Source organism: Burkholderia sp. WP42 (assembly GCF_000745665.1).
GTDB lineage: Bacteria > Pseudomonadota > Gammaproteobacteria > Burkholderiales > Burkholderiaceae > Burkholderia > Burkholderia vietnamiensis.
Genome location: NZ_KN050725.1, coordinates 155,260 through 177,589 on the forward strand (window position 1 = coordinate 155,260; position 22,330 = coordinate 177,589).

Below are 22,330 nucleotides of genomic sequence, written 5' to 3' on the forward strand. Positions count from 1 at the left end.
GGCGCATCGCGATCGCGAGGCCGGCGGACGAGCGGGCCCGCCGTGCGGCGGGGCACCCAGTATAGCGGCGTTATATGTCCGCGCGCGGCGACGGGTAAAAAAGGCGATTGATCAGCGTGCGCACCATCGGCGCGAGTTCGCCGGCGTTGAGGCCGGCCGGGCCCGTGCCGCTCGCGGTCAGCGTATCGGCCGCGAGACCGTGCAGGTAGACGCCGGCCAGCGCCGCTTCGTAGGGCGCGACACGTTGCGCGAGCAGCGCGCCGATCAGGCCGCCGAGCACGTCGCCGGTGCCGCCCGTCGCGAGCGCCGCGTTGCCGGTGGGGTTGATCGTCAGGCGTCCGTCGGGTGCGGCGATCACCGTGCCCGAACCCTTCAGGACGACGATGCTTGCATAGCGGGCGGCGAGCGCCTGCGCCGCGGCCAGCCGGTCGTGCTGCACCGACGCGGTGTCGCTGCCGAGCAGCCGTGCGGCCTCGAGCGGATGCGGCGTCAGCACGCACGCGCCGTCGCGCGCGGCGACGGCGGCCGCGAGATCGGCGTGCGTCGCGACGAGGTTCAGCGCATCGGCGTCGAGCAGCGTCGCGGCGCCGTGCGCGAGCACGCGGCGCACGAGCGCGGCCGCCGCGTCGCGGGTGCCGAGGCCGCAGCCGGCGGCGATCGCGGACATCGCATCGAGATCGACGCCGTCCGCCGGATGCAGCATCAGCTCGGGAAACGGCGGGTCGTACGGCGGCGCGCCGGTGCCGAGAAAGCCCACGTGCACCTTGCCGGCGCCGGCGAACAGCGCCGCGCGCGCGGCGAGGATCGGCGCGCCGCACATGCCCGTGTCGCCGCCGATCACCGCGAGGCTGCCGAACGTGCCCTTGTGCGACGCGAACGCGCGCGCGGGCAGGGCGGCGGCGAAGCGCGCGGGCGCGTTCAGCACGACGGCCGGCGCAGCCGGCGGCGCGACGTCGAGCGACGCGATCTCGATGGCGCCGGCGAGGTCGCGGCCGTCGCCCGTGTAAAGGCCCGGCTTCGCGCCGATGAAGGTGAGCGTATGTGTGGCGACGACCGCGGCGCCGGCGCCGACGATGCGTCCGGTGTCGCTGTCGAGCCCGCTCGGCACGTCGAGCGCGAGCACCCGGCCGCCGCTGCGCGCGTGCGCGGCGATGCGCTCGGCCTGGGCGGCGAACGGGCCGTCGAGCGCGCGCGCCAGGCCGATCCCGAACAATCCGTCGACTACCCATGCGTAATCGTCGAGCGAAGCGGGCGGCTCGGTCGACAGCGGCACGCCGGCCGCGCGCGCCAGCCCGAGCGCCCATTGCGCGTCGTCCGGCTTCACGGTCACGGGCATCCAGGCGTGGGTCGCGACGCCGAGCTGCTGCAGCTGCGCGGCGGCCACCAGCGCATCGCCGCCGTTGTTGCCGGGGCCGACCGCGAACCACACCGGGCGTTCATCGTCGGTCATTCGTTCGGACAGCCAGCGGGCGGCGGCCGCGCCGGCGCGCGCCATCAGCGTATGCGGCGGCAGCGCGGCCGTCGCGGCGGCTTCGGCGGCGCGCAGATCGGCGACGCGCAGCAGGGCGAGCGGAGCGGCGGCGAGGGGCGGGTGGGCAGTGGTGGTCATCGCGGGGTCGTGGTGCGGAGCAAGGAGCCGCCCCGGACGTCGGCCCGCGGCGGTCAGGTCGTGAAGCGTGCGGCGCCGAGCGCCGCGAGCGTGTCGGCGGGCCATTGCTGCGCGGCGCCGCCCAGATAGTCGGTCACCACTTTAGCAGAGCCGCACGCGAGCGCCCAACCGGCCGGGCCGTGCCCGAAGTTGACGAATACGCGCGGATGCGCGGTCGGACCGACGACCGGCAGGCCGTCCGGCGACAGCAGCTGGGTGCCTTGCCACGACAGCGCGGCCGAGATACGCGCGGCGCCCGGCACCCAGTCGTGAACGGCCTGGCCGAGCAGGGCGAGCGCGGCTTCCGACAGCGGCTCCGGCAGCGGTTTCGCGGTGTCGGCGCTGCTTTGCAGCACGGCGCCGCCGCCCACGCGCAGCCGCTGCTGCGTGCGCGTGATCGAGATCCGCTTGATCGCGTCGACGACGCACAGGTGCGGCGCATGTTCTTCGTATGCGACCGGCGCGGTCAGCGTATGGACGCGCACCGGATGCAGCGGCAGCCGCCAGCCGAGGCGCGCCAGCAACGGCAGGCTGCCGGCGCCGGCAGCGACCACGACCGCATCGGCCGAAATCACGTCGACCTCGCGCGCGTTCGCCGCATGCCGGCCGTCGGCCGGCGCGAGTTCGACCGCGGCACGCCCGGCGTCGGCGCGGATCGCGGCGACTTCCGCGCCGAAGCGGAACTGCACGCCGTGCTCGTCGAGCGCCTGCTTGACCAGTTTCGCGAACAGCGGGCAATTCCCGGTGCGCTCCGTCTCGAACAGCACGCCGCCCGCGAACCGCGGCTCGGCCGGCACCGACGGCTCGAGCGCCGCGCAGGCGTCGGCGTCGAGCACGCGGTATGGCTGGTCGAGCGTGCGCAGCAGGTCGAGCGCGGGCTGCAGCGCGTCCCAGTCGCGCGCGTCGCGCACGACGTGCAGCACGCCCGATTTCTGTTCGTATTCGAGCTGCAGGCGCGCCTCGATGTCGGCGACGGTGTCGCGCGCCGCGTCGATCAGCGGACGCAGCCGCCCGTACTGCGCGGCGAACGCGTCGGGCTCGCGCAGCGCCGCGAGCTGCTTGACGAAGCGGCGCACGCCGCCGTTGAAGCCGGGCTTGTACAGGATGCCGGTGTCGCGCGGCTGGCGCTGGCGCATGAAGGTCGGGCCGAACCAGACGTCGAGCGGGCTCGGCAGCAGCGTGCCGCCGTCGCCGTAGGTGGCGCCCTGCGCGACGGTCGCGTGACGTTCGACCACACACACGCGATGGCCGGCCGCACGCAGCTGGTAGGCGGTGGCGACGCCGCTGATTCCGCCGCCGATGACGATGACATCCATGGATTGCTTCGATGACGGCGGCACGCGCCGCCCGATGAGAATTCGCTGACGGGCCGCCGGCCCGGGGAACCGGGAATGATAGCGCCAAAATCGCGGCAACCGGCGCGTACGCGCCGTCCGGTTCCGCCAACCGGGCGCGGCCGCGCATCCAGTGGGTCGGCCGGGGGCCGGCCGGGGCCGCCCGACGGCCCGGCAGGCCCGACCGCGGCCGAAGCGCCGTCGCGGTGGGCCGCCCGTGCCGATCGGCCGGTCCGGGGGCCGACTTCCGGGTATAATTACGGCCTTCCTTTCGCCACACGTCGCCACCTCGCGCGACTCATCGACGTCAGTCCAGCCCATGGCTCACTTCTCGTGTTTTCCCGGCGCTTCGGCCCTCTCCGATTTCCGTCAAACCCGTCTGCTCGACACGCTCAGGCAGATCGACGCCAACATCGTCGCCGTGCGCGGCCAGTTCCTGCACTTCGTCAATGCGTCCGAGCCGCTGTCGGCCGACGACAGCGCGCGCATCGACGCGCTGATGCACTACGGCGCGCCGTTCGAGCCGGCGGCCGAGAAGGGCACGACGGAGACCTTCGTCGTGCTGCCGCGCTTCGGCACGGTTTCGCCGTGGGCCAGCAAGGCGACCGACATCGCGCAGCACTGCGGCCTCGTGCAGGTGCGCCGCATCGAGCGCGGCGTCGAATTCACGGTGACGCTGAAGTCGGGCCTGCTCGGCGGCAAGAAGGCGCTGTCCGACGACGCGCGTGCGGCCGTCGCCGCGGCGCTGCATGACCGGATGACCGAGAGCGTGGTCGCCGCGCGCGACGACGCGCGGCATCTGTTCGACGAACTGCCGGCCAAGCCGCTCGCGACCGTCGACGTGCTGGGCGCCGGCCGCGCGGCGCTCGAGCGTGCGAACGCCGAGCTGGGCCTCGCGCTCGCCGACGACGAGATCGACTACCTGGTCGACGCGTTCCGCAAGCTCGAGCGCAACCCGACCGACGTCGAGCTGATGATGTTCGCGCAGGCGAACAGCGAGCACTGCCGTCACAAGATCTTCAACGCGCAGTGGACCATCGACGGCGAAGCGCAGGACATGTCGCTGTTCGCGATGATCCGCAACACCGAGAAGCTGAGCCCGCAGGGCACGATCGTCGCGTATTCGGACAACTCGTCGATCATGGTCGGCGCCGAAGCGGAGCGCTGGTTCCCGCGCGGCGCGGGCGCGGCCGGCGAGCCGGGCGAACGGTATGGCCGCCATACCGAGCTCACGCACACGCTGATGAAGGTCGAGACGCACAACCATCCGACGGCGATCTCGCCGTTCCCCGGCGCGGCGACCGGCGCGGGCGGCGAGATCCGCGACGAAGGCGCGACCGGCCGCGGCGCGCGGCCGAAGGCCGGGCTGACCGGCTTCACGGTGTCGAACCTCGATCTGCCGGACGCACGCCAGCCGTGGGAAAACGCCCGCGATGCGGCGCAGCCGGTCGGCGAGCGCAACCCGAACGAGCAGCACGGCCCGTACGGTCGTCCGGACCGGATCGCGTCGCCGCTGCAGATCATGATCGACGGCCCGCTCGGCGGCGCCGCGTTCAACAACGAGTTCGGCCGTCCGAACCTCGGCGGCTACTTCCGCGTGTACGAGCAGAACGTCGGCGGCACGGTGCGCGGCTATCACAAGCCGATCATGATCGCGGGCGGCCTCGGCAACATCGCCGATCAACACACGCACAAGCACGACGTGCCGGCGGGTTCGCTGCTGATCCAGATCGGCGGCCCCGGCATGCGCATCGGCATGGGCGGCGGCGCGGCGAGCTCGATGGCGACTGGCGCGAACACCGCCGAACTCGACTTCGACTCGGTGCAGCGCGGCAACCCGGAAATCGAGCGGCGCGCGCAGGAAGTCATCAACGGCTGCTGGCAGCTCGGCGCGGAAAACCCGATCCTGAGCATTCACGACGTCGGCGCGGGCGGCCTGTCGAACGCGTTCCCCGAGATCGTCGACGGCGCGGGCAAGGGCGCGCGCTTCGAGCTGCGCAAGGTCGCGCTCGAGGAGTCGGGCCTGTCGCCGCGCGAGATCTGGTCGAACGAAGCGCAGGAGCGCTACGTGCTGGCCATCGCGCCGGCCGACCTGCCGCGCTTCGAGGCGATCTGCGCGCGTGAGCGTTGCCCGTTCGCCGTGGTCGGCGTCGCGACCGACGAGCGCCAGCTGCAGCTGGTCGACGCCGAAGCGACGGGCGCCGACGAATTCCCGGTCGACATGCCGATGGAAGTGCTGCTCGGCAAGCCGCCGCGCATGCATCGCGACGTCGCGCGCGTCGCGACCGAGCGTGCGCCGGTCGACGTGACGGGCATCTCGCTCGCGCAGGTCGCGCTCGACGTGCTCAAGCATCCGACGGTCGGCAGCAAGTCGTTCCTGATCACGATCGGCGACCGCTCGGTGGGCGGCACGTCGGTGCGCGACCAGATGGTCGGGCCGTGGCAGGTTCCGGTGGCCGACTGCGCGATCACCGCGCTCGACTACGCGGGCTTCAAGGGCGAGGCGATGACGATGGCCGAGCGCACGCCGCTCGCGGTGATCGACGCGCCGGCGTCGGGCCGCATGGCGGTCGGCGAGGCGATCACGAACATCGCGAGCGCGCCGATCGCGTCGCTCGACAAGCTGAAGCTGTCGGCGAACTGGATGGCCGCGTGCGGCACGGCCGGCGAGGATGCCGCGCTGTTCGACACGGTGAAGGCGATCGGCATGGAGCTGTGCCCGGCGCTCGGGATCGGCATCCCGGTCGGCAAGGACTCGCTGTCGATGAAGACGAAGTGGGACGAGCAGGGCGTCGCGAAGGAAGTGGTGTCGCCGGTGTCGCTGATCATCTCCGCGTTCGCGCCGGTCGAGGACGTGCGCCGCCACCTGACGCCGCAACTGCGCCGCGTCGCCGACGCGGGCGACAGCGTGCTGATCGCGATCGATCTGGGCCGCGGCAAGAACCGGATGGGCGCGAGCATCTTCGCGCAGGTCACGCAGCAGGTCGGCGACACGACGCCCGACGTCGACGATCCGGAAGACCTGAAGCGCTTCTTCAACGCGATCCAGTCGCTCAACGCGCAAGGCAAGCTGCTCGCCTACCACGACCGCTCGGACGGCGGCCTGTGGGCGACCGTCTGCGAAATGGCGTTCGCGGGTCACGCCGGCGTGTCGCTGAACGTCGACATGCTGACGCTCGATCCCGACCACGAATCCGACTATGGCGACGCGAAGGACTGGGCGAAGCAGACGAGCGGCCGCCGCGACGACCGCACGCTGCGCGCGCTGTTCTCCGAAGAGCTCGGCGCCGTCGTGCAGGTGCGTGCGAGCGAGCGCGACGCGGTGCTCGGCGCGCTGCGCGAATTCGGCCTGTCGGCATGCTCGCACGTGATCGGCACGGTCAACGATCGCGACGTGATCGAGGTGTACCGCGACGCGAAGAAGATCTTCGACGCACCGCGCGTGGAACTGCATCGCGCGTGGAGCGAAGTGAGCTGGCGCATCGCGCGCCTGCGCGACAACCCCGCGTGCGCCGATGCCGAACACGACGCGCTGCTCGATGCGGCCGACCCGGGCATCTCGCCGGTCCTCACGTTCGATCCGGCCGACGACATCGCCGCGCCGTTCATCGCGACGGGCGCGCGCCCGCGCGTGGCGATCCTGCGCGAGCAGGGCGTGAACTCGCACCTCGAAACCGCGTATGCGTTCGACCGCGCGGGCTTCGATGCGCACGACGTGCACATGAGCGACCTGCTCGCCGGCCGTGCGACGCTCGCCGATTTCGCGGGCGCGGTCGCGTGCGGCGGCTTCTCGTACGGCGACGTGCTGGGCGCCGGCGAAGGCTGGGCCAAGACGATCCGCTTCAACGCGCAGCTCGCCGACATGTTCTCGGCGTTCTTCGCGCGCCCCGACACGTTCGCGCTGGGCATCTGCAACGGCTGCCAGATGCTGTCGAGCATCGCGTCGATGATCCCGGGCGCGCAAGCGTGGCCGAAGTTCACGCGCAACAAGTCCGAGAAGTTCGAGGCGCGTTTCTCGTTCGTCGAAGTCGAGAAGTCGCCGTCGATCTTCTTCGCGGGGATGGAAGGCTCGCGCATTCCGGTCGCGGTCGCGCACGGCGAAGGCTATGCCGACTTCTCGCAGCAGGGCGACATCGACCGCGTCGCGGTCGCGATGCGCTACGTCGACCATCGCGGCGAGGCGACCGAGCGCTATCCGTTCAACCCGAACGGGTCGCCGGCCGGCATCACGTCGGTCACGACGGCCGACGGCCGCTTCTCGGTGCTGATGCCGCACATGGAGCGCGTGCACCGCACGGTCACGATGAGCTGGCACCCGGAAGGCTGGGGCGAAGCGAGCCCGTGGCTGCGCGTGTTCCGTAACGCGCGCCGCTGGATCGGCTGATGTTCGATCCGCACGCGCCGGTCGACATCGTCACGTTGCGCGACGAACGCGCGCGCGACGTCGATGCGATCGGTCGCGTGATCGCGGCCGCATTTGCCGGCGAGCCGCGGCAAGGGCAGCGCGAGCGGCAGATCGTCGACGCGCTGCGCGCGGCCGGCGCGCTCGGCGTGTCGCTGGTCGCCCAGCGTGACGACCGCGTGATCGGCCACATCGCGTTTTCGCCGGTTGCGATCGGCGGCGCGTCGCCGGACAGCCGTTGGTATGCGCTCGCGCCGCTCGCGGTGCGGCCCGATTGCAGGCGGCAGAGCGTCGGCGCGGGGCTCGTGCGCACCGGGCTCGATGCGCTGCGCCGGCTCGGGGCACATGGTTGCGTCGTGCTCGGCGATCCCGCGTACTACGCGCGGTTCGGCTTTGCGCCTTGCAGCGATCTGGCGTTGCACGGTGCGCCGGCCGGGCGTTTGCTTGCGCTGGCGCTCGATGCACACGCGCCGCGGCCGTCGGGCGACGTTCGCTATCACGACGCGTTCGATCTCGGCTAGCGCGGGCGCTTTACTGTCCGCCGTCCCGTCGCACCGAAAGCCGCCTCGAAGCGGCTTTTTTTGCGCCCGCCGCACGGCCTGCGCACAAAAGAAAAAGGCCGCTCGATCGAGCGGCCTCGTGCGTGGGCGCGGGGCGCCGACGTTACTGGATCTTCGCCTGCTGACGCAGACCTTCCTCGAACGCCTGCAGCTTCTGCTGCACGATCTGCTGTGCGATCTGCGCCTTCACCTGATCGAACGGCGGCGGCGCGACGTCGCGGACGTCGTCGACACGGATGATGTGCCAGCCGAACTGCGTCTTCACCGGCTGATCGGTCATCTGGCCTTTCTGCAGCTTCTGCGCGGCGGCCGCGAATTCCGGCACGTACGCCTTCGGATCGGACCAGTCGAGATCGCCGCCGTTCTTGCCCGAACCCGGATCCTTCGAATACTGCTTCGCCAGATCCTCGAACTTCGCGCCGGCCTTGATCTTCGCGATCAGGTCCTTCGCCTGCTGCTCGTTGTCGACGAGGATGTGGTGCAGGTGGTACTCGCGGTTGCCGCCCGCGCCCTTGACCAGATCGTCGTAGCGCGCCTTCACTTCGGCGTCGGTCGGCTGGTTCTTCTTCAGGAAGTTTTCGATCATCGAGCGCAGCACGACCGTCTGCTGCGCGACGGCGATTTGCGCCTTCACGTCGGGACGGTTCGGGATGCCTTCGCGAATCGCTTCCTGCATCAGGATTTCGCGGTTCACGAGTTCCTGGCGCACGGCTTGCTGAAGTTGCGGGCTATCGGCCTGGCCTTGCTGGACGAGCTGCGCGACCATCGCATCGACGCGCGACTTCGGAATCGGCGTGCCATTGACGACGGCGATGTTCTGGGCGAATGCCGGTGCCGCTGCAAAAGCAGCCGCCGCGACCCACAGGCGGGGGGATTTCAGGATCATCGGGAATTCCTGTTGAGACTAGATTGAAGATTCGTTGAATTCTTCGGGCGTGTAAGCCACGATTGCGAGCGCGTGAATGCCGCGCTGCATCGTATCAGCGAGCGCATCATACACCAGCCGGTGCCGCGCGACGCGCGACTTGCCGGCGAATGCGGCGGACACGATCGTGACCGTGTAATGGCCGCCGGCGGACGCGCCCGCGTGGCCCGCGTGCTGCGCGCTGTCGTCGCGCACCGCGAGCGACAGCGGCGCGAGCGAGGCGCTCAGGCGGGCTTCGATCAGCGCGATGCGTGCGTCGGGCGACGCGTTCAGAAAGGCGTCGGTCATCTCACTCGTCCTTCAGATATTTCGTGAGCCACAGGCTCTGCAGGATGATGAACACGACCATCGCGCCGGTCGTGCCGAACAGCTTGAAGTTCACCCATTGCGATTCGGTGAAGTTGTGCACTACGTACAGGTTCGCGAGGCCGAGCACCGCGAAGAACAGCGCCCATGCGACGTTCAGCTTGTCCCACACGGGGTGCGGCAGCGTGAGCTGCTTGCCCATCATTTTCTCGATCAGGTTGTTGCCGAACGCATAGCGCGCGGCGAGCAGCCCGATCGCAAACAGCCAGTACAGCACAGTCGGTTTCCATTGAATGAATTTCTCGTCATGCAGGACGAGGGTGGCGCCGCCGAACACGACGATCACACCGAGACTGACCCACAGCATCGTGTCGACTTTCCGGTGCCGGAACGCGACCCACGCGACCTGGGCCAGCGTTGCCGCGATCGCGACGGCGGTGGCGGTGAAGATGCCCCAGACCTTGAAGGCGGCGAAAAACAGGATGATCGGAAACAGATCGAACAGGAATTTCATGGCGCTCGCAGCTGCGTGAAAGGCCGCGTCGAGCGGCCTTTCACCGTGGTGGGGACCCGCGGGGCGCTACCGCCGGGAGCGGCGCAGCGGGCGACGCTGTGCCGATCGATCCGCGCGGTGACGCTCATTCGTTTTCGGGTCGGGACTCGAAGTTTAACGCAGCCGAATTGATGCAGTAGCGCAAACCGGTCTGGTCGCGCGGGCCGTCCTCGAACACGTGGCCGAGATGCGCGCCGCAATGATTGCAGCGCACTTCGACGCGCACCATCCCGTGCGAGCGGTCGATCTTCTCGTCGATCACCTCGCCGTTCAGCGGCTTGAAGTAGCTCGGCCAGCCGCAGCCCGAATGGAACTTCGCGCCGGACTCGAACAGCGGCGTGCTGCAGACGACGCACTTGTAGATGCCGGCGTCCTCGGTGTCGGTGTATTCGCCGGTGAACGCGCGCTCGGTCGCCGCATGCTGCGTGACCTCGTACTGCATCGGCGTGAGGCGGCGACGCAGCTCGGCGTCGTCCTTCTGATACGGGTAGGTCTTGTCGTCGGAATCGTGTGACATGGGGGAGTTCTCCTGATCGGTCGGCCGGGTCGTGCGCATCACGACGAGCAGCTCACTTCGAGCGACCCGGCCCAGTCGGGCGGCAATGCCGCATACGGTTCATGTTCCGGTTGTTCGTCGAACGGGCGGCGCAGTATCTGCGCGAGCCGTTCGACTTCGGAAAAGTCCTTGTCCTTCGCGCGCCGGATCGCGACTTCGGCCAGATGGTTGCGCAACACGTATTTCGGGTTCACGCGATTCATCGCGGCCGCGCGGGCCGCGTCGTCGCGCGTTTCCTCCGACAGCCGCGCGCGGTAGAGGTTCGCCCACGCGTCGAACGCGGCGCGATCGATGAACAGGTCGCGCACCGGCGCGTCGCGGCTCGCGTCGTGCTTCGACAGCTGCGCGAGCCGGCGAAACGTCAGCGTGAAGTCCGCATGGCTCGTGTGCATCGTTTCGAGCAACTGGTTCGCGAGTTCGGCGTCGTGCTCGCGTTCGAGCTCGAGGCCGAGCTTCGCGCGCATCGCGCGCTCCAGCGCCGGGCCGAAGCGCTCCGGGAACTTCGCGAGCACGGCCTGCGCGTCGTCGACCGCGCGTTCGGCGCGCGCATCGTCGTCGGCGATGCCGTGCTGCAGGCCGATCAGCGGCAGCAGCGCCTGCGCGAGGCAGTAGCAGTTCCAGTGCGCGATGCGCGGCTGCATCCGGTACGCGTAGCGTCCGCTCGTGTCCGAGTGGTTGCAGATGTGGTTCGCATCGAACGCGTCGACGAAGCCGAACGGGCCGTAGTCGATCGTGACGCCGAGGATCGACATGTTGTCCGTGTTCATCACGCCGTGGCAGAAACCGACCGCCTGCCACTGCGCGACCATGTCGGCCGTGCGCAGCATCGCGGCTTCGAGCAGCGCGAGGTAGGGATCGTCGGCTTCGCGGCAGGCGGGGTAGAAGCGCTCGATCACGTGGTCGGCGAGTCGGCGCAGCAGGTCGGGGCGATCGTTCGAGAAGAAGTGCTCGAAGTGGCCGAAGCGCACGAAGCTCTCGGACACGCGCGTGACGACGGCCGACGTCTCGATCTCCTCGCGCACGACCGGCTGGTCGGAGCCGATCACCGTGAGCGCGCGCGTGGTCGGAATGCCGAGGTGATGCATCGCCTCCGAACACAGGTATTCGCGGATCGACGAGCGCAGCACCGCGCGCCCGTCGCCCATGCGCGAATACGGCGTGCGGCCGCCGCCTTTGAGCTGCAGTTCGTAGCGCCGGCCGTCGCTGCCGGGCAGCTCGCCGATCGTCAGCGCGCGGCCGTCGCCGAGCTGGCCGGCCCAGACGCCGAACTGATGGCCCGAATACACCGATGCGTACGGCAGCGCGTGGGCCGGCCAGTCGCGTGTCGGATTGCCGGCGAACAGCTCGGCGAATTGCGCGTGCGCCGCGAGCGACGGCGGCAGGCCGAGCAGTTGCGCCACTTCGGCGGAAAAGCCGACGACGTACGGCGCGGGCAGCGGCGCGGCCGGCAGCCGCGTATGAAACGCGTCGCCGAGCGCAACGAACGCGTCGTCGCCGGGCGCCGCGAGCGTCGCGGCGAGGTCGGGAAGAGTGTCAGCCGGATCGGCTGCGCTTCGGGAAAACGACATGTTGAGCGCCTCTGGGTAAGCCGATATTGTAAGGCGGCGTCGCGCCGCCCGCATGGCGGCCCGCGCGCCGCGCGCGGCGGCCGTTCGGGCCTGGGCCCGGGTCCGGGCACGGCGGCGCGCACGCGCAGCGCTGCGGGGCCGGTCACCGATTCGCGTCCTTCCGGAGAACAAGACGATGGGTAAGCCGTTGCTGGGCCAGATGATGGATATGCCGTTGCTGGTGTCGTCGCTGATCGCGCATGCCGCGCGTCATGCGGGTGACACCGAGATCGTGTCGCGCCGCGTGGAAGGCGACCTGCATCGCTACACGTACCGCGACTGCGAGCACCGCGCGAAGCGCGTCGCGCAGGCGCTCGCGCGGCTCGGCGTCGAGGCGGGCGAGCGGGTCGGCACGCTGGCGTGGAACGGCTATCGGCATCTCGAGGCTTACTACGGGATCGGCGGAATGGGCGCCGTGTGCCATACGATCAACCCGCGCCTGTTCCCCGAGCAGATCGCCTATATCGTCAATCACGCGGAAGACCGCTACGTCCTGTTCGACCTCACTTTCGCGCCGCTGGTCGACGCCATCGCGCCGCAGTGCCCGCACGTGAAGGGCTGGATCGCGATGACCGATGCCGCACACCTGCCGGCCGGCAGCACGCCGTACCTGTGCTACGAGACGCTCGTCGAAGCCGAGGACGGCCGCTACGACTGGCCGCGCCTCGACGAGCAGCAGGCGTCGGGCCTCTGCTACACGTCGGGCACCACCGGCAATCCGAAGGGCGTGCTGTATTCGCATCGCTCGACGGTGCTGCACGCATACGGCGCCGCGCTGCCCGACGCGATGAACCTGTCGGCGCTCGACGCGGTGCTGCCGGTCGTGCCGATGTTCCACGTGAACGCATGGGGGCTGCCGTACGCGGTGCCGCTCACCGGCGGCAAGCTCGTGCTGCCCGGCAAGGATCTCGACGGCAAATCGCTGTACGAACTGATGGAAGCCGAACGCGTGACCTTCTCCGCGGGCGTGCCGACCGTGTGGCTCGGGCTGCTCAACTACATGCGCGAGGCCGGCGTGCGCTTTTCGACGCTGAACCGTACGGTGATCGGCGGCTCCGCGTGTCCGCCGGCGATGCTGCGCACGTTCGAGGACGAATACGGCGTGCGCGTGATCCATGCGTGGGGGATGACCGAGCTGTCGCCGCTCGGCACGCTCGCGACGCTGAACTGGGCGCAGTCGCAGCGGCCGCGCGATGCGCAGCGCCGCTTGCTGGAGAAGCAGGGGCGCGTGATCTGCGGCGTCGACATGCGCATCGTCGGCGACGACGGCCGCGAACTCCCGTGGGACGGCGTCGCGTTCGGCGAATTGCAGGTGCGCGGCCCGTGGGTGATCGACCGCTACTTCAAGAGCGACGCGTCGCCGCTGTCGGACGGCTGGTTCCCGACCGGCGACGTCGCGACGATCGACCACGATGGCTTCCTGCAGATCACCGATCGCAGCAAGGACGTCATCAAGTCCGGCGGCGAGTGGATCAGCTCGATCGACATCGAGAACGTCGCGATCGCGCACCCGGGTGTCGCCGAAGCCGCGTGCATCGCGTGCGCGCACCCGAAATGGACCGAGCGGCCGCTGCTCGTCGTCGTGCCGCGCGACGGCGCGAACCTGACGCGCGACGCACTGCTCGCGTTCTTCGACGGCAAGGTCGCGAAGTGGTGGGTGCCCGATGACGTCGTGTTCGTCGACGCGCTGCCGCACACTGCGACCGGCAAGCTGCAGAAGCTGAAGCTGCGCGAAACGTTCCGCGATTACGTGCTGCCGACCGCGGTCGGCGCACAGTAAGCCGCAGCCGGCCACGGCCGGGAGTACGGCGGCGCGATCGCGCCCCGGATCGTCGCAAAATTCAAATTGAACGACCGTTCTTTTTCGTTGTATGCTGCCTCCGTTCTATCCGGACATGCGGCCGTTCGACCGCGCACAATCCAGCGCAGCCACCGTGGCGCGCGATGCATGGAGGCAGGCAGATGGCAGTGGATTACACGACTCGCGACGGCGTGGCCGTCATCACGCTCAACAATCCGCCCGTCAACGGGCTGGGCCTGTCGACGCGCCAGGGCGTCATGGCGGGCCTCGAACGCGCCGCGCAGGATCCGGCCGTCACCGCAATCGTGCTGACCGGCGCGGGGCGCGCGTTCTCGGGCGGCGCGGACATCACCGAATTCAACACGCCGAAGGCGCTGCAGGAGCCGACGCTGCACACCGTGATCCGCGCGGTGGAGGCGAGCGCGAAGCCGGTGGTCGCGGCGCTGCACAGCGTCGCGATGGGCGGCGGGCTCGAGCTTGCGCTCGGCGCGCACTACCGGATCGCCGCGCCCGGCGCCCAGATCGCGCTGCCCGAGGTGAAGCTCGGCCTGCTGCCCGGCGCGGGCGGCACGCAGCGGCTGCCGCGCGCGGTCGGCCTCGAAACCGCGCTGAACATGATCGTGTCGGGCGCGCCGGTGCCGTCGGAGCAACTCGCGACGAGCGGGCTGTTCGACGCGATGGCCGACGGCGACCTGCTCGATGCCGCCATCGCGTTCGCGCGCAAGGCCGGCGCGCAGAGCGGCCCGCATCCGCGGGTGCGCGATCGCAAGATCGTCCACGAGAACGCCGCCGGCTTCATCCAGTTCGCACGCAATTCCGCGCGGGCGGCCGCGCCGAATTTCCCCGCGCCGCACAAGTGCATCGACGCGATCGAGGCCGGCGTGCTGCACGGCTTCGACAAGGGCAGCGTTGCGGAGCGTGACGGCTTCGTCGCGCTGATGATGACGCCGGAGAGCCGCGCGCTGCGGCATGCGTTCTTCGGCGAGCGCGCGGCGAGCAAGATCCCCGACGTGCCGGCCGATACGCCGGTGCGCGAGATTCGCCGCGTCGGCGTGGTCGGCGCCGGCACGATGGGCGGCGGCATCGCGATGAACTTCGTCAACGCGGGCTTGCCGGTCACGCTGCTCGAAACGACGCAGGAGGCGCTCGACCGCGGGCTCGCGACGATCCGCAAAAACTACGACGCGCAGGTCAGGAAGGGCAAGCTCACGCAGCAGAAGCTCGATGCGCGCATGGCGCTGATCGCGCCGACGCTGTCCTACGACGATCTGCACGATGCCGACCTGATCGTCGAGGCCGTGTTCGAGGAACTCGGCGTGAAGGAGCAGGTGTTCGGCCGGCTCGACGCCGTCGCGAAGCCCGGCGCGATCCTCGCGTCGAATACGTCGACGCTCGATATCGACCGCATCGCCGCGTTCACGAAGCGTCCGCAGGACGTGGTCGGCATGCACTTCTTCAGCCCCGCGAACGTGATGAAGCTGCTCGAGGTCGTGCGCGGCGCGAACACCGCGAAGGACGTGCTCGCGACCGTGATGGCCGTCGCGAAGAATATCCGCAAGACGGCCGTCGTGTCCGGCGTGTGCGACGGCTTCATCGGCAACCGGATGATCGAGCAGTACATCCGCCAGGCGCTGTTCATGCTAGAGGAGGGCGCGCTGCCCGCGCAGGTCGATCGCGCGATCGAGAAGTTCGGCTTCGCGATGGGGCCGTTCCGGATGAGCGACCTGGCCGGCAACGACATCGGCTGGGCGATCCGCAAGCGCCGCTACGTCGAGCAGCCGGACCTGCATTACTCGAAGATCGCCGATCGCCTGTGCGAACTCGGCCGCTTCGGCCAGAAGACGGGCGGCGGCTGGTACGACTACGTGGCGGGCGAGCGCACCGCGAAGCCGTCGGCGCTCGTCGACGAGATGGTGGTCGCCTATTCGAACGAGCGCGGCGTCGAGCGACGCAAGATCGGCGACGACGAGATCGTCGAGCGCCTCGTGTTCGCGCTCGTCAACGAAGGCGCGAAGATCCTCGAGGAGAAGATCGCGTCGAAGGCATCCGACATCGACATGGTCTACCTGACCGGCTACGGCTTCCCGTTGTGGCGCGGCGGCCCGATGCTGTACGCGGACACCGTCGGCCTCTACAACGTCGAGCGCGCGATCCGCCGCTACGCGGCCGCGCCGAACGGCGACGCATGGCGGCTCGCGCCGTCGATCGTCGAGCTGGCGAAGGCCGGGCGCGGCTTCAATGGCTGACGGCCGCACGCGGCGGCGCGAGCGCCGCCTGCACGGAGGAACGCAATGAAACCAACCGAAGACGTGTTGCTCGTCATCGACGTGCAGAACGATTTCATGCCGGGCGGCGCGCTCGCGGTGCCGGACGGCGACGCGGTCGTGCCCGTCATCAACGCGCTCGCGCAGCGCTTCGAGCAGATCGTGTTGACGCAGGACTGGCATCCGCGCGAGCACGTGTCGTTCGCCGCGAACCATCCCGGCCGCACGCCGTTCTCGACGCTCGCGCTGCCGTACGGCGAGCAGGTGTTGTGGCCCGTGCACTGCGTGCAGGACACCGAAGGCGCGGCCCTGCATCGCGACCTCGACATACCGCATGCGCGGCTCGTGATCCGCAAGGGCGGGCATGCGCAGGTCGACAGCTATTCCGCGTTCGTCGAAGCCGATCGCACGACGCGCACGGGGCTCGCCGGCTATCTGCGCGAGCTCGGCGCGAAGCGCGTGTGGTGTTGCGGCCTCGCGACCGACTATTGCGTCGCGTGGTCGGCGCTCGATGCGCGCGCGGCCGGTTTCGACGCCGCGGTGATCGACGATGCGTGCCGCGCGATCGACCTGAACGGCTCGCTCGCGCACGCGTGGCAGCAGATGCAGGCGGCGGGCGTCGCACGTGCGGCGTCCGCGAGCGCGCGCCCGGCGGCGTAGCGCATTTCCATCAGTACATGAAGCAGGACCGAAGGAGACTCGCATGACCGAAGCCGTAATCGTATCGACCGCACGCACGCCGCTCGCGAAGTCGTGGCGCGGTGCATTCAACATGACGCACGGCGCGACGCTCGGCGGCCACGTGGTCGCGGCCGCGCTCGAACGCGCGAAGCTCGACCCGGCGCGCATCGAGGACGTGATCATGGGCTGCGCGAACCCCGAAGGCGCGACCGGCGCGAACATCGCGCGGCAGATCGCGCTGCGCGCCGGGCTGCCGGTCAGCGTGCCGGGGATGACGGTGAACCGTTTCTGTTCTTCAGGGTTGCAGACGATCGCGCTCGCCGCGCAGCGGATCATCGCGGGCGAGGGCGACGTGTACGTCGCGGGCGGCGTCGAGTCTATCTCGTGCGTGCAGAACGAAATGAACCGGCACATGATCCAGGAAGGCTGGCTCGTCGAGCACAAGCCCGAGATCTACTGGAACATGCTGCAGACCGCGGAGAACGTCGCGAAGCGCTACGGGATCGCCAAGGAGCGTCAGGACGAATACGGCGTGCGCTCGCAGCTGCGTGCGGCGGCCGCCCTGGAAGCCGGGCGCTTTCGCGACGAGATCGTGCCGATCACCGTGCGCGCGGGCATCGCCGACAAAGCGACCGGACGGCTCTACACGCAGGAAGTGACGGTGTCGGCCGACGAAGGCATCCGGCCCGACACGACGCTCGAAGGCGTGTCGAAGATTCGGTCGGCCGTGCCGGGCGGCGTGATCACCGCGGGCAATGCGAGCCAGTTCTCGGATGGCGCAGCGGCGTGCGTGGTGATGAACGCCGATGTCGCGCAGCGCGAAGGGCTGCAGCCGCTCGGCGTATTCCGCGGGTTCGCGGTGGCCGGCTGCGAACCGGACGAGATGGGCATCGGTCCGGTGTTCGCGGTGCCGAAGCTGCTGAAGCAGACGGGCTTGAAGATCGACGACATCGGCCTGTGGGAACTGAACGAAGCGTTCGCCGTGCAGGTGCTGTACTGCCGCGATACGCTCGGCATCCCCGACGAGCGTCTCAACGTGAACGGCGGCGCGATCGCGGTCGGCCATCCGTACGGCGTGTCGGGTGCGCGCCTCACCGGCCATGCGTTGCTCGAAGGCAAGCGGCGCGGCGTCAAATACGTGGTCGTCACGATGTGCATCGGCGGCGGGCAGGGCGCGGCCGGCCTGTTCGAAATCGTCTGATTTTTTTCGGCGCGGCGGCTGCGGCGGCGCGTTTCAGCGGCCGCCGTAACCGCGTCGCGAATCGGCGAGATTCGTCCGCAATTCGTAAGGATGGGGAAGCAAACGGCGCGGCTGCGATGCTGCCGTTTCCCCTTACTTGTCAAACGAATTGCCGCACCTATACTTGCTCTGACATTTGCCTTTCGGCCGGATGGGCCGGCGCGCGTCGTCCCGATGCGCGCGATGCGTCGCCGGCTGCCGACGCGCACGATGCAGCGCGCGTGTCCGGCGCCGCGGACGTTCGCACCACGCAGCAGACCGAACGGGGATCGAATTGAGCACGACCTATGCAGCCGGGGAACCGCCGCGCGTCGTCAGTGCGGCCGCGAAGCTCTACGCGAAATGCCTGCTGGTCGCATTCGCATTGTTGCCGGCCTATCTGATCGGCTATCTTTGGTTCTTCAGCGACCCGCGCGTCGTATTCGAGAATCACGCCTTCCATGAGTTCGCGATCGCTGCGGCGACGCTCGAGGGCGCCTTCGTCACGTACGTCACGTGGGTCTGCTACCGCTCCTCCGGCGAGCCGTTGCTGCGCTGGCTCACGCTCGGCTTTCTCGGCTTCGCGATGATCTACGCGCTGCACGGCCTGTTCACCGGGATGGCCCATCACAATATCTGGCTGTTCCTGCTGTACGGTCCCGCGTCGCGGCTCGTGATGGCGATGCTGCTGCTGACGGGCCTGCTGTCGTATTTCCAGCCGCCCGATCGCGTCGAGAAGCGCACGCGCGCGCGTACCTGGCTGCCCTGGATCGTGGCGTTCCTGCTGATCGATGCGGCCGTTGCATACATCGCGTATTCGCCGGTCGCCGGCGCGCTCGGCACGCGGCTGTCGATGGAAGGCGGCGCGCTCGTGTTCTCGTTGCTGAACGTCGGCGTACTGCTCACGCGGCGCATCCGTTCGCCGCTGATGGTGATCTACGGCATGTCGATCATGGCGTTCGCGCTGTCGTCGCTCGCGTTCATTCTGGGCAAGCCGTGGAACCACATGTGGTGGCTCGCGCATGCGATCTTCGCGGGCGGTTTCTTTCTGCTCAGCTACGGCGTCGTGCAGGCGTTGCAGTCCACCCGCTCGTTCTCCGCGATCTACAGCCAGGAAGACCTGATGAGCCGGCTGTCCGAATCGATGGCGCGCACCGAGAGCGCGCTGCAGGAACTGCGACGCACGAACCAGAAGCTCGAATACATGGCGGCCACCGATCCGATGACCGGCGCATCGAATCGCCGCCAGTTCATCGCGCAGGTCGAGCGCGAGATCCAGCGGGCCGAGCGCGACGGCACACCGTTTTGCCTGCTCGCGCTCGACCTCGACAACTTCAAGAACATCAACGGCGCGTACGGTCACCAGATCGGCGACGAAGTGTTGCGCGGCGTCGTGCGCCAGTGTCTCGAAGCGATCCGGCCGACCGGTGCGCTCGCGCGCGTGGGCGGCGAGGAGTTCATGGCGCTGTTGCCCGACATGCCGCTCGAAGGCGCACGCATGACGGCCGAGCGCGTGCGCTCGTCGATCGCCAGCTCGCCGTTCGGGCTCGACTTCAAGCGCGTGCAGGTGACGGTCAGCGTCGGCGTCGCGCAGTACGGCGTCGACGGCAGCACGGTCGACGCGTTGCTGCGCGTGGTCGATGAACGGCTGTATCAGGCGAAGCGCGACGGACGCAATCGCGTCGTCGCGCATTGATCGTCGCGCGCCGCGCGCTGAAAAGGCCACGGAGGTGGACGCGCGCCATGCGGCTCGTGCCGGTCGCGCGTCCTTGGCGGGTCAGCGCGCCGCGACCGCCGTCGCGGTTTCCATTTGCTGCGACGCCTGCCACCAGTACTTGCCCGCACGCAGTTGCGGATCGCGGATCGCCAGATACGTGGTGCTCCAAAGCTGCGCGGCGTTGGCCTCCGTCGCATCGGCGCTGCGCGTACCGAACGCATCGGCGTGGTATTGGCCGTTGGTATAGGACCACGTCCACATTTCCGACGTGCGCATGTCGCGTCCGTTCGAGATCACCTGCCAGATCGTCTGCCGGGCCTGCGTGAGCAGCGTGCGCGTCGCGGCCGACAGATCCTGGCGTGCGAGCTGACGGTCGAGCCCGGCCACCCACATCGCCTGTTGCCACGACCAGATCACCGTGCCGTGATACGCGGAACTCGTGAACTTCGGCCATAGCGCGGTGCTGGCATACGCGGGGTTCGCGATCAGCATGCCGACGTCGGTGACGAGGCCGGTCGGGAACGGCCGCGTGACGTCGGCGATGATGCGCTGCAGCTCGGCGTCGGGCGGCGTGCCGAACAGCAGCGCGAAGCCGCCGTCGGAATTCATCACCGGGATCGGCGTGCCTTGCTGATCGAGCGACAGCGCGTAGAAGGTCAGCGGCGCGCCGGGCGCGGCGCCGGCCGGCACGCCGGCGCTCGGCGCATAGGCGGACACGTCGGCCGCCGCCTGCGCGGCCGGCACGCTGACCTGGAACAGCGGCGGCGCCTGCTGCTCCCAGACGGCCGCCTCCGCCGCGGTGTTCGCGAGCGCGGCGCGTTGGCCGGCGTCCAGGTACGGATCGAGCAGGCCGCGCGCGAGGAACGCATTGGCCGCGCGCAGCGCGGCCGGCACGAGCACGGCGTTCACGTCGTACGGATAGACGCCGCCGCCGAGCCCGTCGGTGCTGTCGCGCCAGTTGCCGACGATCTCGCCGTCACGCAGATGGATCAGGTTGGCGACCGACGGCTGCTGCGCGAACGGCTGCGCGGTGGCCGCGACGTGCAGCAGGTTCACGACGAGGCGGCTGCCGTTGGTGAGGCCGTCGCTGCCGCGTTGCGCGAGGTAGGCCGCCGCGCGCGCCTGGCCGCGCGCGTCGTCGACCAGCCACGCCGCGGCGATCGGCGCGAGCAGGTAGTCGCTGTCGATCATCTTGTAGTCGTAGGTCGGCGTCGCGTCGTTCGCGCGGCCGTGCTTCGCGTTGTCGATCAGCGCGAACTCGCCGATGCCTTCCTCGTGCGCGACCTTGCCGTCGTCCGACAGGCGGCTCAGCACCGACGTCAGCCCGGCCTCGATCGCGGCGGGTTCGAGCACCGGCATCAGCATGCGCACCGAGATCAGCGTGTCGCGTCCGAAGTAGGTGTCGTATTGCCACGAGCCGGCCAGCAGCTTGTCGTGGAAGCTGAGGAATTCGAGCACGTTCTGGCTCACCGGGTCGGGATTCACGGACGGCGCGAACAGCTCGGCGCGTGCGATCGGCGACAGCGGCGACTCGCCCGACAGCGCGTCGACGTGCAGTTTCAGCGTATGCGAGCCGGCCGCCGCGCGCAGCACCAGCTTGCCGCCGGCGGCCGTCGCGATGCTGCCGCCGTCGCGCAGCGTGATGCGCAGCGCATAGCCGGGCGCGCCGTCGATCCGGTCGCGCTGCCATTGCGCGGCGCTGCCCTGGACGGCGGGCGCGGTGACGATCTCCGCCGGGATCGTCGCGCCGCCGTTGAAGTCGCGCAGGAAGCGCACGCTGCTGAGCAGCCCCTGGCGGATCGTCAGCGTGTCGGTGTCGACCGACACGTCCGCGCCGATGCCGTACAGCGGACGGCCGTGCGCGTCGGGCGCGGACAGCGCCGACGGCGGCGTGTCGAGGCTCCAGTTCACCGGCTGCGCGGTGTCGTCGAACCACAGCCCGGTGCCGCTGTTGCCGGCCGGTAACACCACCAGCAGACGCGGCTTCGTCGACGAGCGCACCAGCAGATGGGCGGCCACCTGGTCCTGCCGGTAGAACGCGTTGATCTGGCCGCCCGCATCCATCCGGAACGACAGCGCGGCGCTGGACGACGGCGGCGGGCCGCTCGACTGGACGTCGTCGTCGTTGCACGCGGCGAGCAGGGCGGCGCAGACGAAGCCGAGACACAGCGATTTCGTGAAGCGATGAATCTTCATGACGACCCTCCTGACGACTGCGATTGTTATCGGCATGCTCGAATCGGCGGAATGCTCCGGCCGTTGTGCGTGGCATTGCGGGCATTCTTCAAATGCCCGTTTTAATCGTCGTGTGATACGCGGCGCGAATTGATTGGGAATTAGTCGGACGCGCGATAAATTTCGAAGCGGAAGCAAAAAGACGGCCTGCTCGTCGCGATGTGCGTGAAGCACCGGCGAAACGCTGTCGGATGCGGCGAGCGACCTGAGTGAACGGTGAGGTATAGGTGCAAACGCAAACTCGGTCGAAAGATGGTGTAGGCGATTCTAGATATCGGCGGAAGTCGGAGTCAATATCGTTTTGGGGGGATTCGAGTGCGCTTATTTATCGAAAATTGTAATTGTTACTCGGCGAATCGACTAAATATGTAAATGTGGCTCGCTTGATAATGGAATGCTGATAAATAGCGAATGTGGCGGGTAAATATCGACGGCACCCCGTAATCGATACCGAACCGGAGCGGCTCATTTCGGGCTGCAATGCACAACGACTTTGCGATTGCGGCCATTGCATGCGATTGC

General features: G+C 69.1%; 15 protein-coding genes. 7 read left to right on the forward strand and 8 right to left on the reverse strand.

The genetic code is table 11. The features are described 5' to 3' along the window. Positions 1–70 precede the first annotated feature (70 nt). Together EX20_RS27215 and EX20_RS27220 are read right to left on the reverse strand one after the other, a co-directional pair. Positions 71–1,609 (reverse strand): bifunctional ADP-dependent NAD(P)H-hydrate dehydratase/NAD(P)H-hydrate epimerase, encoded by a 1,539-nt coding sequence (locus EX20_RS27215; protein ID WP_034195348.1) that lies wholly within the window; start codon positions 1,607–1,609, stop codon positions 71–73. A 53-nt stretch (positions 1,610–1,662) separates the two neighbouring features. After that, a complete protein-coding gene (locus EX20_RS27220) occupies positions 1,663–2,964 on the reverse strand; it encodes an FAD-dependent oxidoreductase (protein ID WP_034195349.1) in 1,302 nt (433 codons plus the stop codon). A gap of 337 nt (positions 2,965–3,301) precedes the next feature. On the opposite strand from EX20_RS27220, the gene purL reads away from it, so the two are divergent. Both purL and EX20_RS27230 read left to right on the forward strand, forming a co-directional pair. Continuing rightward, positions 3,302–7,366, forward strand: coding sequence for a phosphoribosylformylglycinamidine synthase (gene purL / locus EX20_RS27225; protein ID WP_014723163.1), 4,065 nt, complete (start codon positions 3,302–3,304; stop codon positions 7,364–7,366). Further along, a complete protein-coding gene (locus EX20_RS27230; RefSeq protein ID WP_034195350.1) occupies positions 7,366–7,905 on the forward strand; it encodes a GNAT family N-acetyltransferase in 540 nt (179 codons plus the stop codon). The genes purL and EX20_RS27230 overlap by 1 nt, the downstream gene beginning before the upstream one ends. 142 nt (positions 7,906–8,047) lie before the next feature. On the opposite strand, the gene EX20_RS27235 is transcribed toward EX20_RS27230, so the two are convergent. The 5 genes from EX20_RS27235 to EX20_RS27255 all read right to left on the reverse strand — a co-directional run bounded on the left by EX20_RS27235 (position 8,048) and on the right by EX20_RS27255 (position 11,852). Then, the gene (locus EX20_RS27235) at positions 8,048–8,830 is read right to left on the reverse strand and encodes a peptidylprolyl isomerase (RefSeq protein WP_011885066.1); all 783 of its coding nucleotides are present in this window, start codon (positions 8,828–8,830) and stop codon (positions 8,048–8,050) included. 18 nt (positions 8,831–8,848) lie between these two features. Next, positions 8,849–9,157, reverse strand: a complete 309-nt coding sequence (locus EX20_RS27240) for a BolA family protein (protein ID WP_034195351.1) — start codon at positions 9,155–9,157, stop codon at positions 8,849–8,851. A gap of 1 nt (position 9,158) precedes the next feature. Continuing rightward, positions 9,159–9,689 carry a septation protein A gene (locus tag EX20_RS27245; protein ID WP_014723160.1) on the reverse strand — a complete coding sequence of 177 codons (531 nt, stop codon included), beginning with the start codon at positions 9,687–9,689 and terminating at the stop codon, positions 9,159–9,161. Positions 9,690–9,813: 124 nt separating this feature from the next. Then, positions 9,814–10,245: a peptide-methionine (R)-S-oxide reductase MsrB gene (gene msrB, locus EX20_RS27250; protein ID WP_011885063.1), complete on the reverse strand. Its 432-nt coding sequence runs from the start codon at positions 10,243–10,245 to the stop codon at positions 9,814–9,816. Positions 10,246–10,283: 38 nt separating this feature from the next. Then, a complete protein-coding gene (locus EX20_RS27255; RefSeq protein ID WP_034195352.1) occupies positions 10,284–11,852 on the reverse strand; it encodes a protein adenylyltransferase SelO in 1,569 nt (522 codons plus the stop codon). Between the two features lie 175 nt (positions 11,853–12,027). On the opposite strand from EX20_RS27255, the gene EX20_RS27260 reads away from it, so the two are divergent. The 5 genes from EX20_RS27260 to EX20_RS27280 all read left to right on the forward strand — a co-directional run bounded on the left by EX20_RS27260 (position 12,028) and on the right by EX20_RS27280 (position 19,552). Next, positions 12,028–13,671: a 3-(methylthio)propionyl-CoA ligase gene (locus EX20_RS27260; RefSeq protein ID WP_011885061.1), complete on the forward strand. Its 1,644-nt coding sequence runs from the start codon at positions 12,028–12,030 to the stop codon at positions 13,669–13,671. A 182-nt stretch (positions 13,672–13,853) separates the two neighbouring features. Next, a complete protein-coding gene (locus EX20_RS27265) occupies positions 13,854–15,938 on the forward strand; it encodes a 3-hydroxyacyl-CoA dehydrogenase NAD-binding domain-containing protein (protein ID WP_034195353.1) in 2,085 nt (694 codons plus the stop codon). Positions 15,939–15,983: 45 nt separating this feature from the next. Beyond that, positions 15,984–16,616 carry a bifunctional nicotinamidase/pyrazinamidase gene (gene pncA / locus EX20_RS27270; RefSeq protein WP_034195354.1) on the forward strand — a complete coding sequence of 211 codons (633 nt, stop codon included), beginning with the start codon at positions 15,984–15,986 and terminating at the stop codon, positions 16,614–16,616. Between the two features lie 43 nt (positions 16,617–16,659). After that, entirely contained in the window at positions 16,660–17,838 is a 1,179-nt protein-coding gene (locus EX20_RS27275; RefSeq protein WP_011885058.1) for an acetyl-CoA C-acyltransferase, read from the forward strand. Between the two features lie 313 nt (positions 17,839–18,151). After that, positions 18,152–19,552, forward strand: a complete 1,401-nt coding sequence (locus tag EX20_RS27280; protein WP_011885057.1) for a sensor domain-containing diguanylate cyclase — start codon at positions 18,152–18,154, stop codon at positions 19,550–19,552. Positions 19,553–19,633: 81 nt separating this feature from the next. Here EX20_RS27280 and EX20_RS27285 read toward each other — a convergent pair whose 3' ends face one another. Next, positions 19,634–21,763: a glucosidase family protein gene (locus EX20_RS27285; protein ID WP_034195421.1), complete on the reverse strand. Its 2,130-nt coding sequence runs from the start codon at positions 21,761–21,763 to the stop codon at positions 19,634–19,636. Between the last annotated feature and the right edge of the window lie 567 nt (positions 21,764–22,330).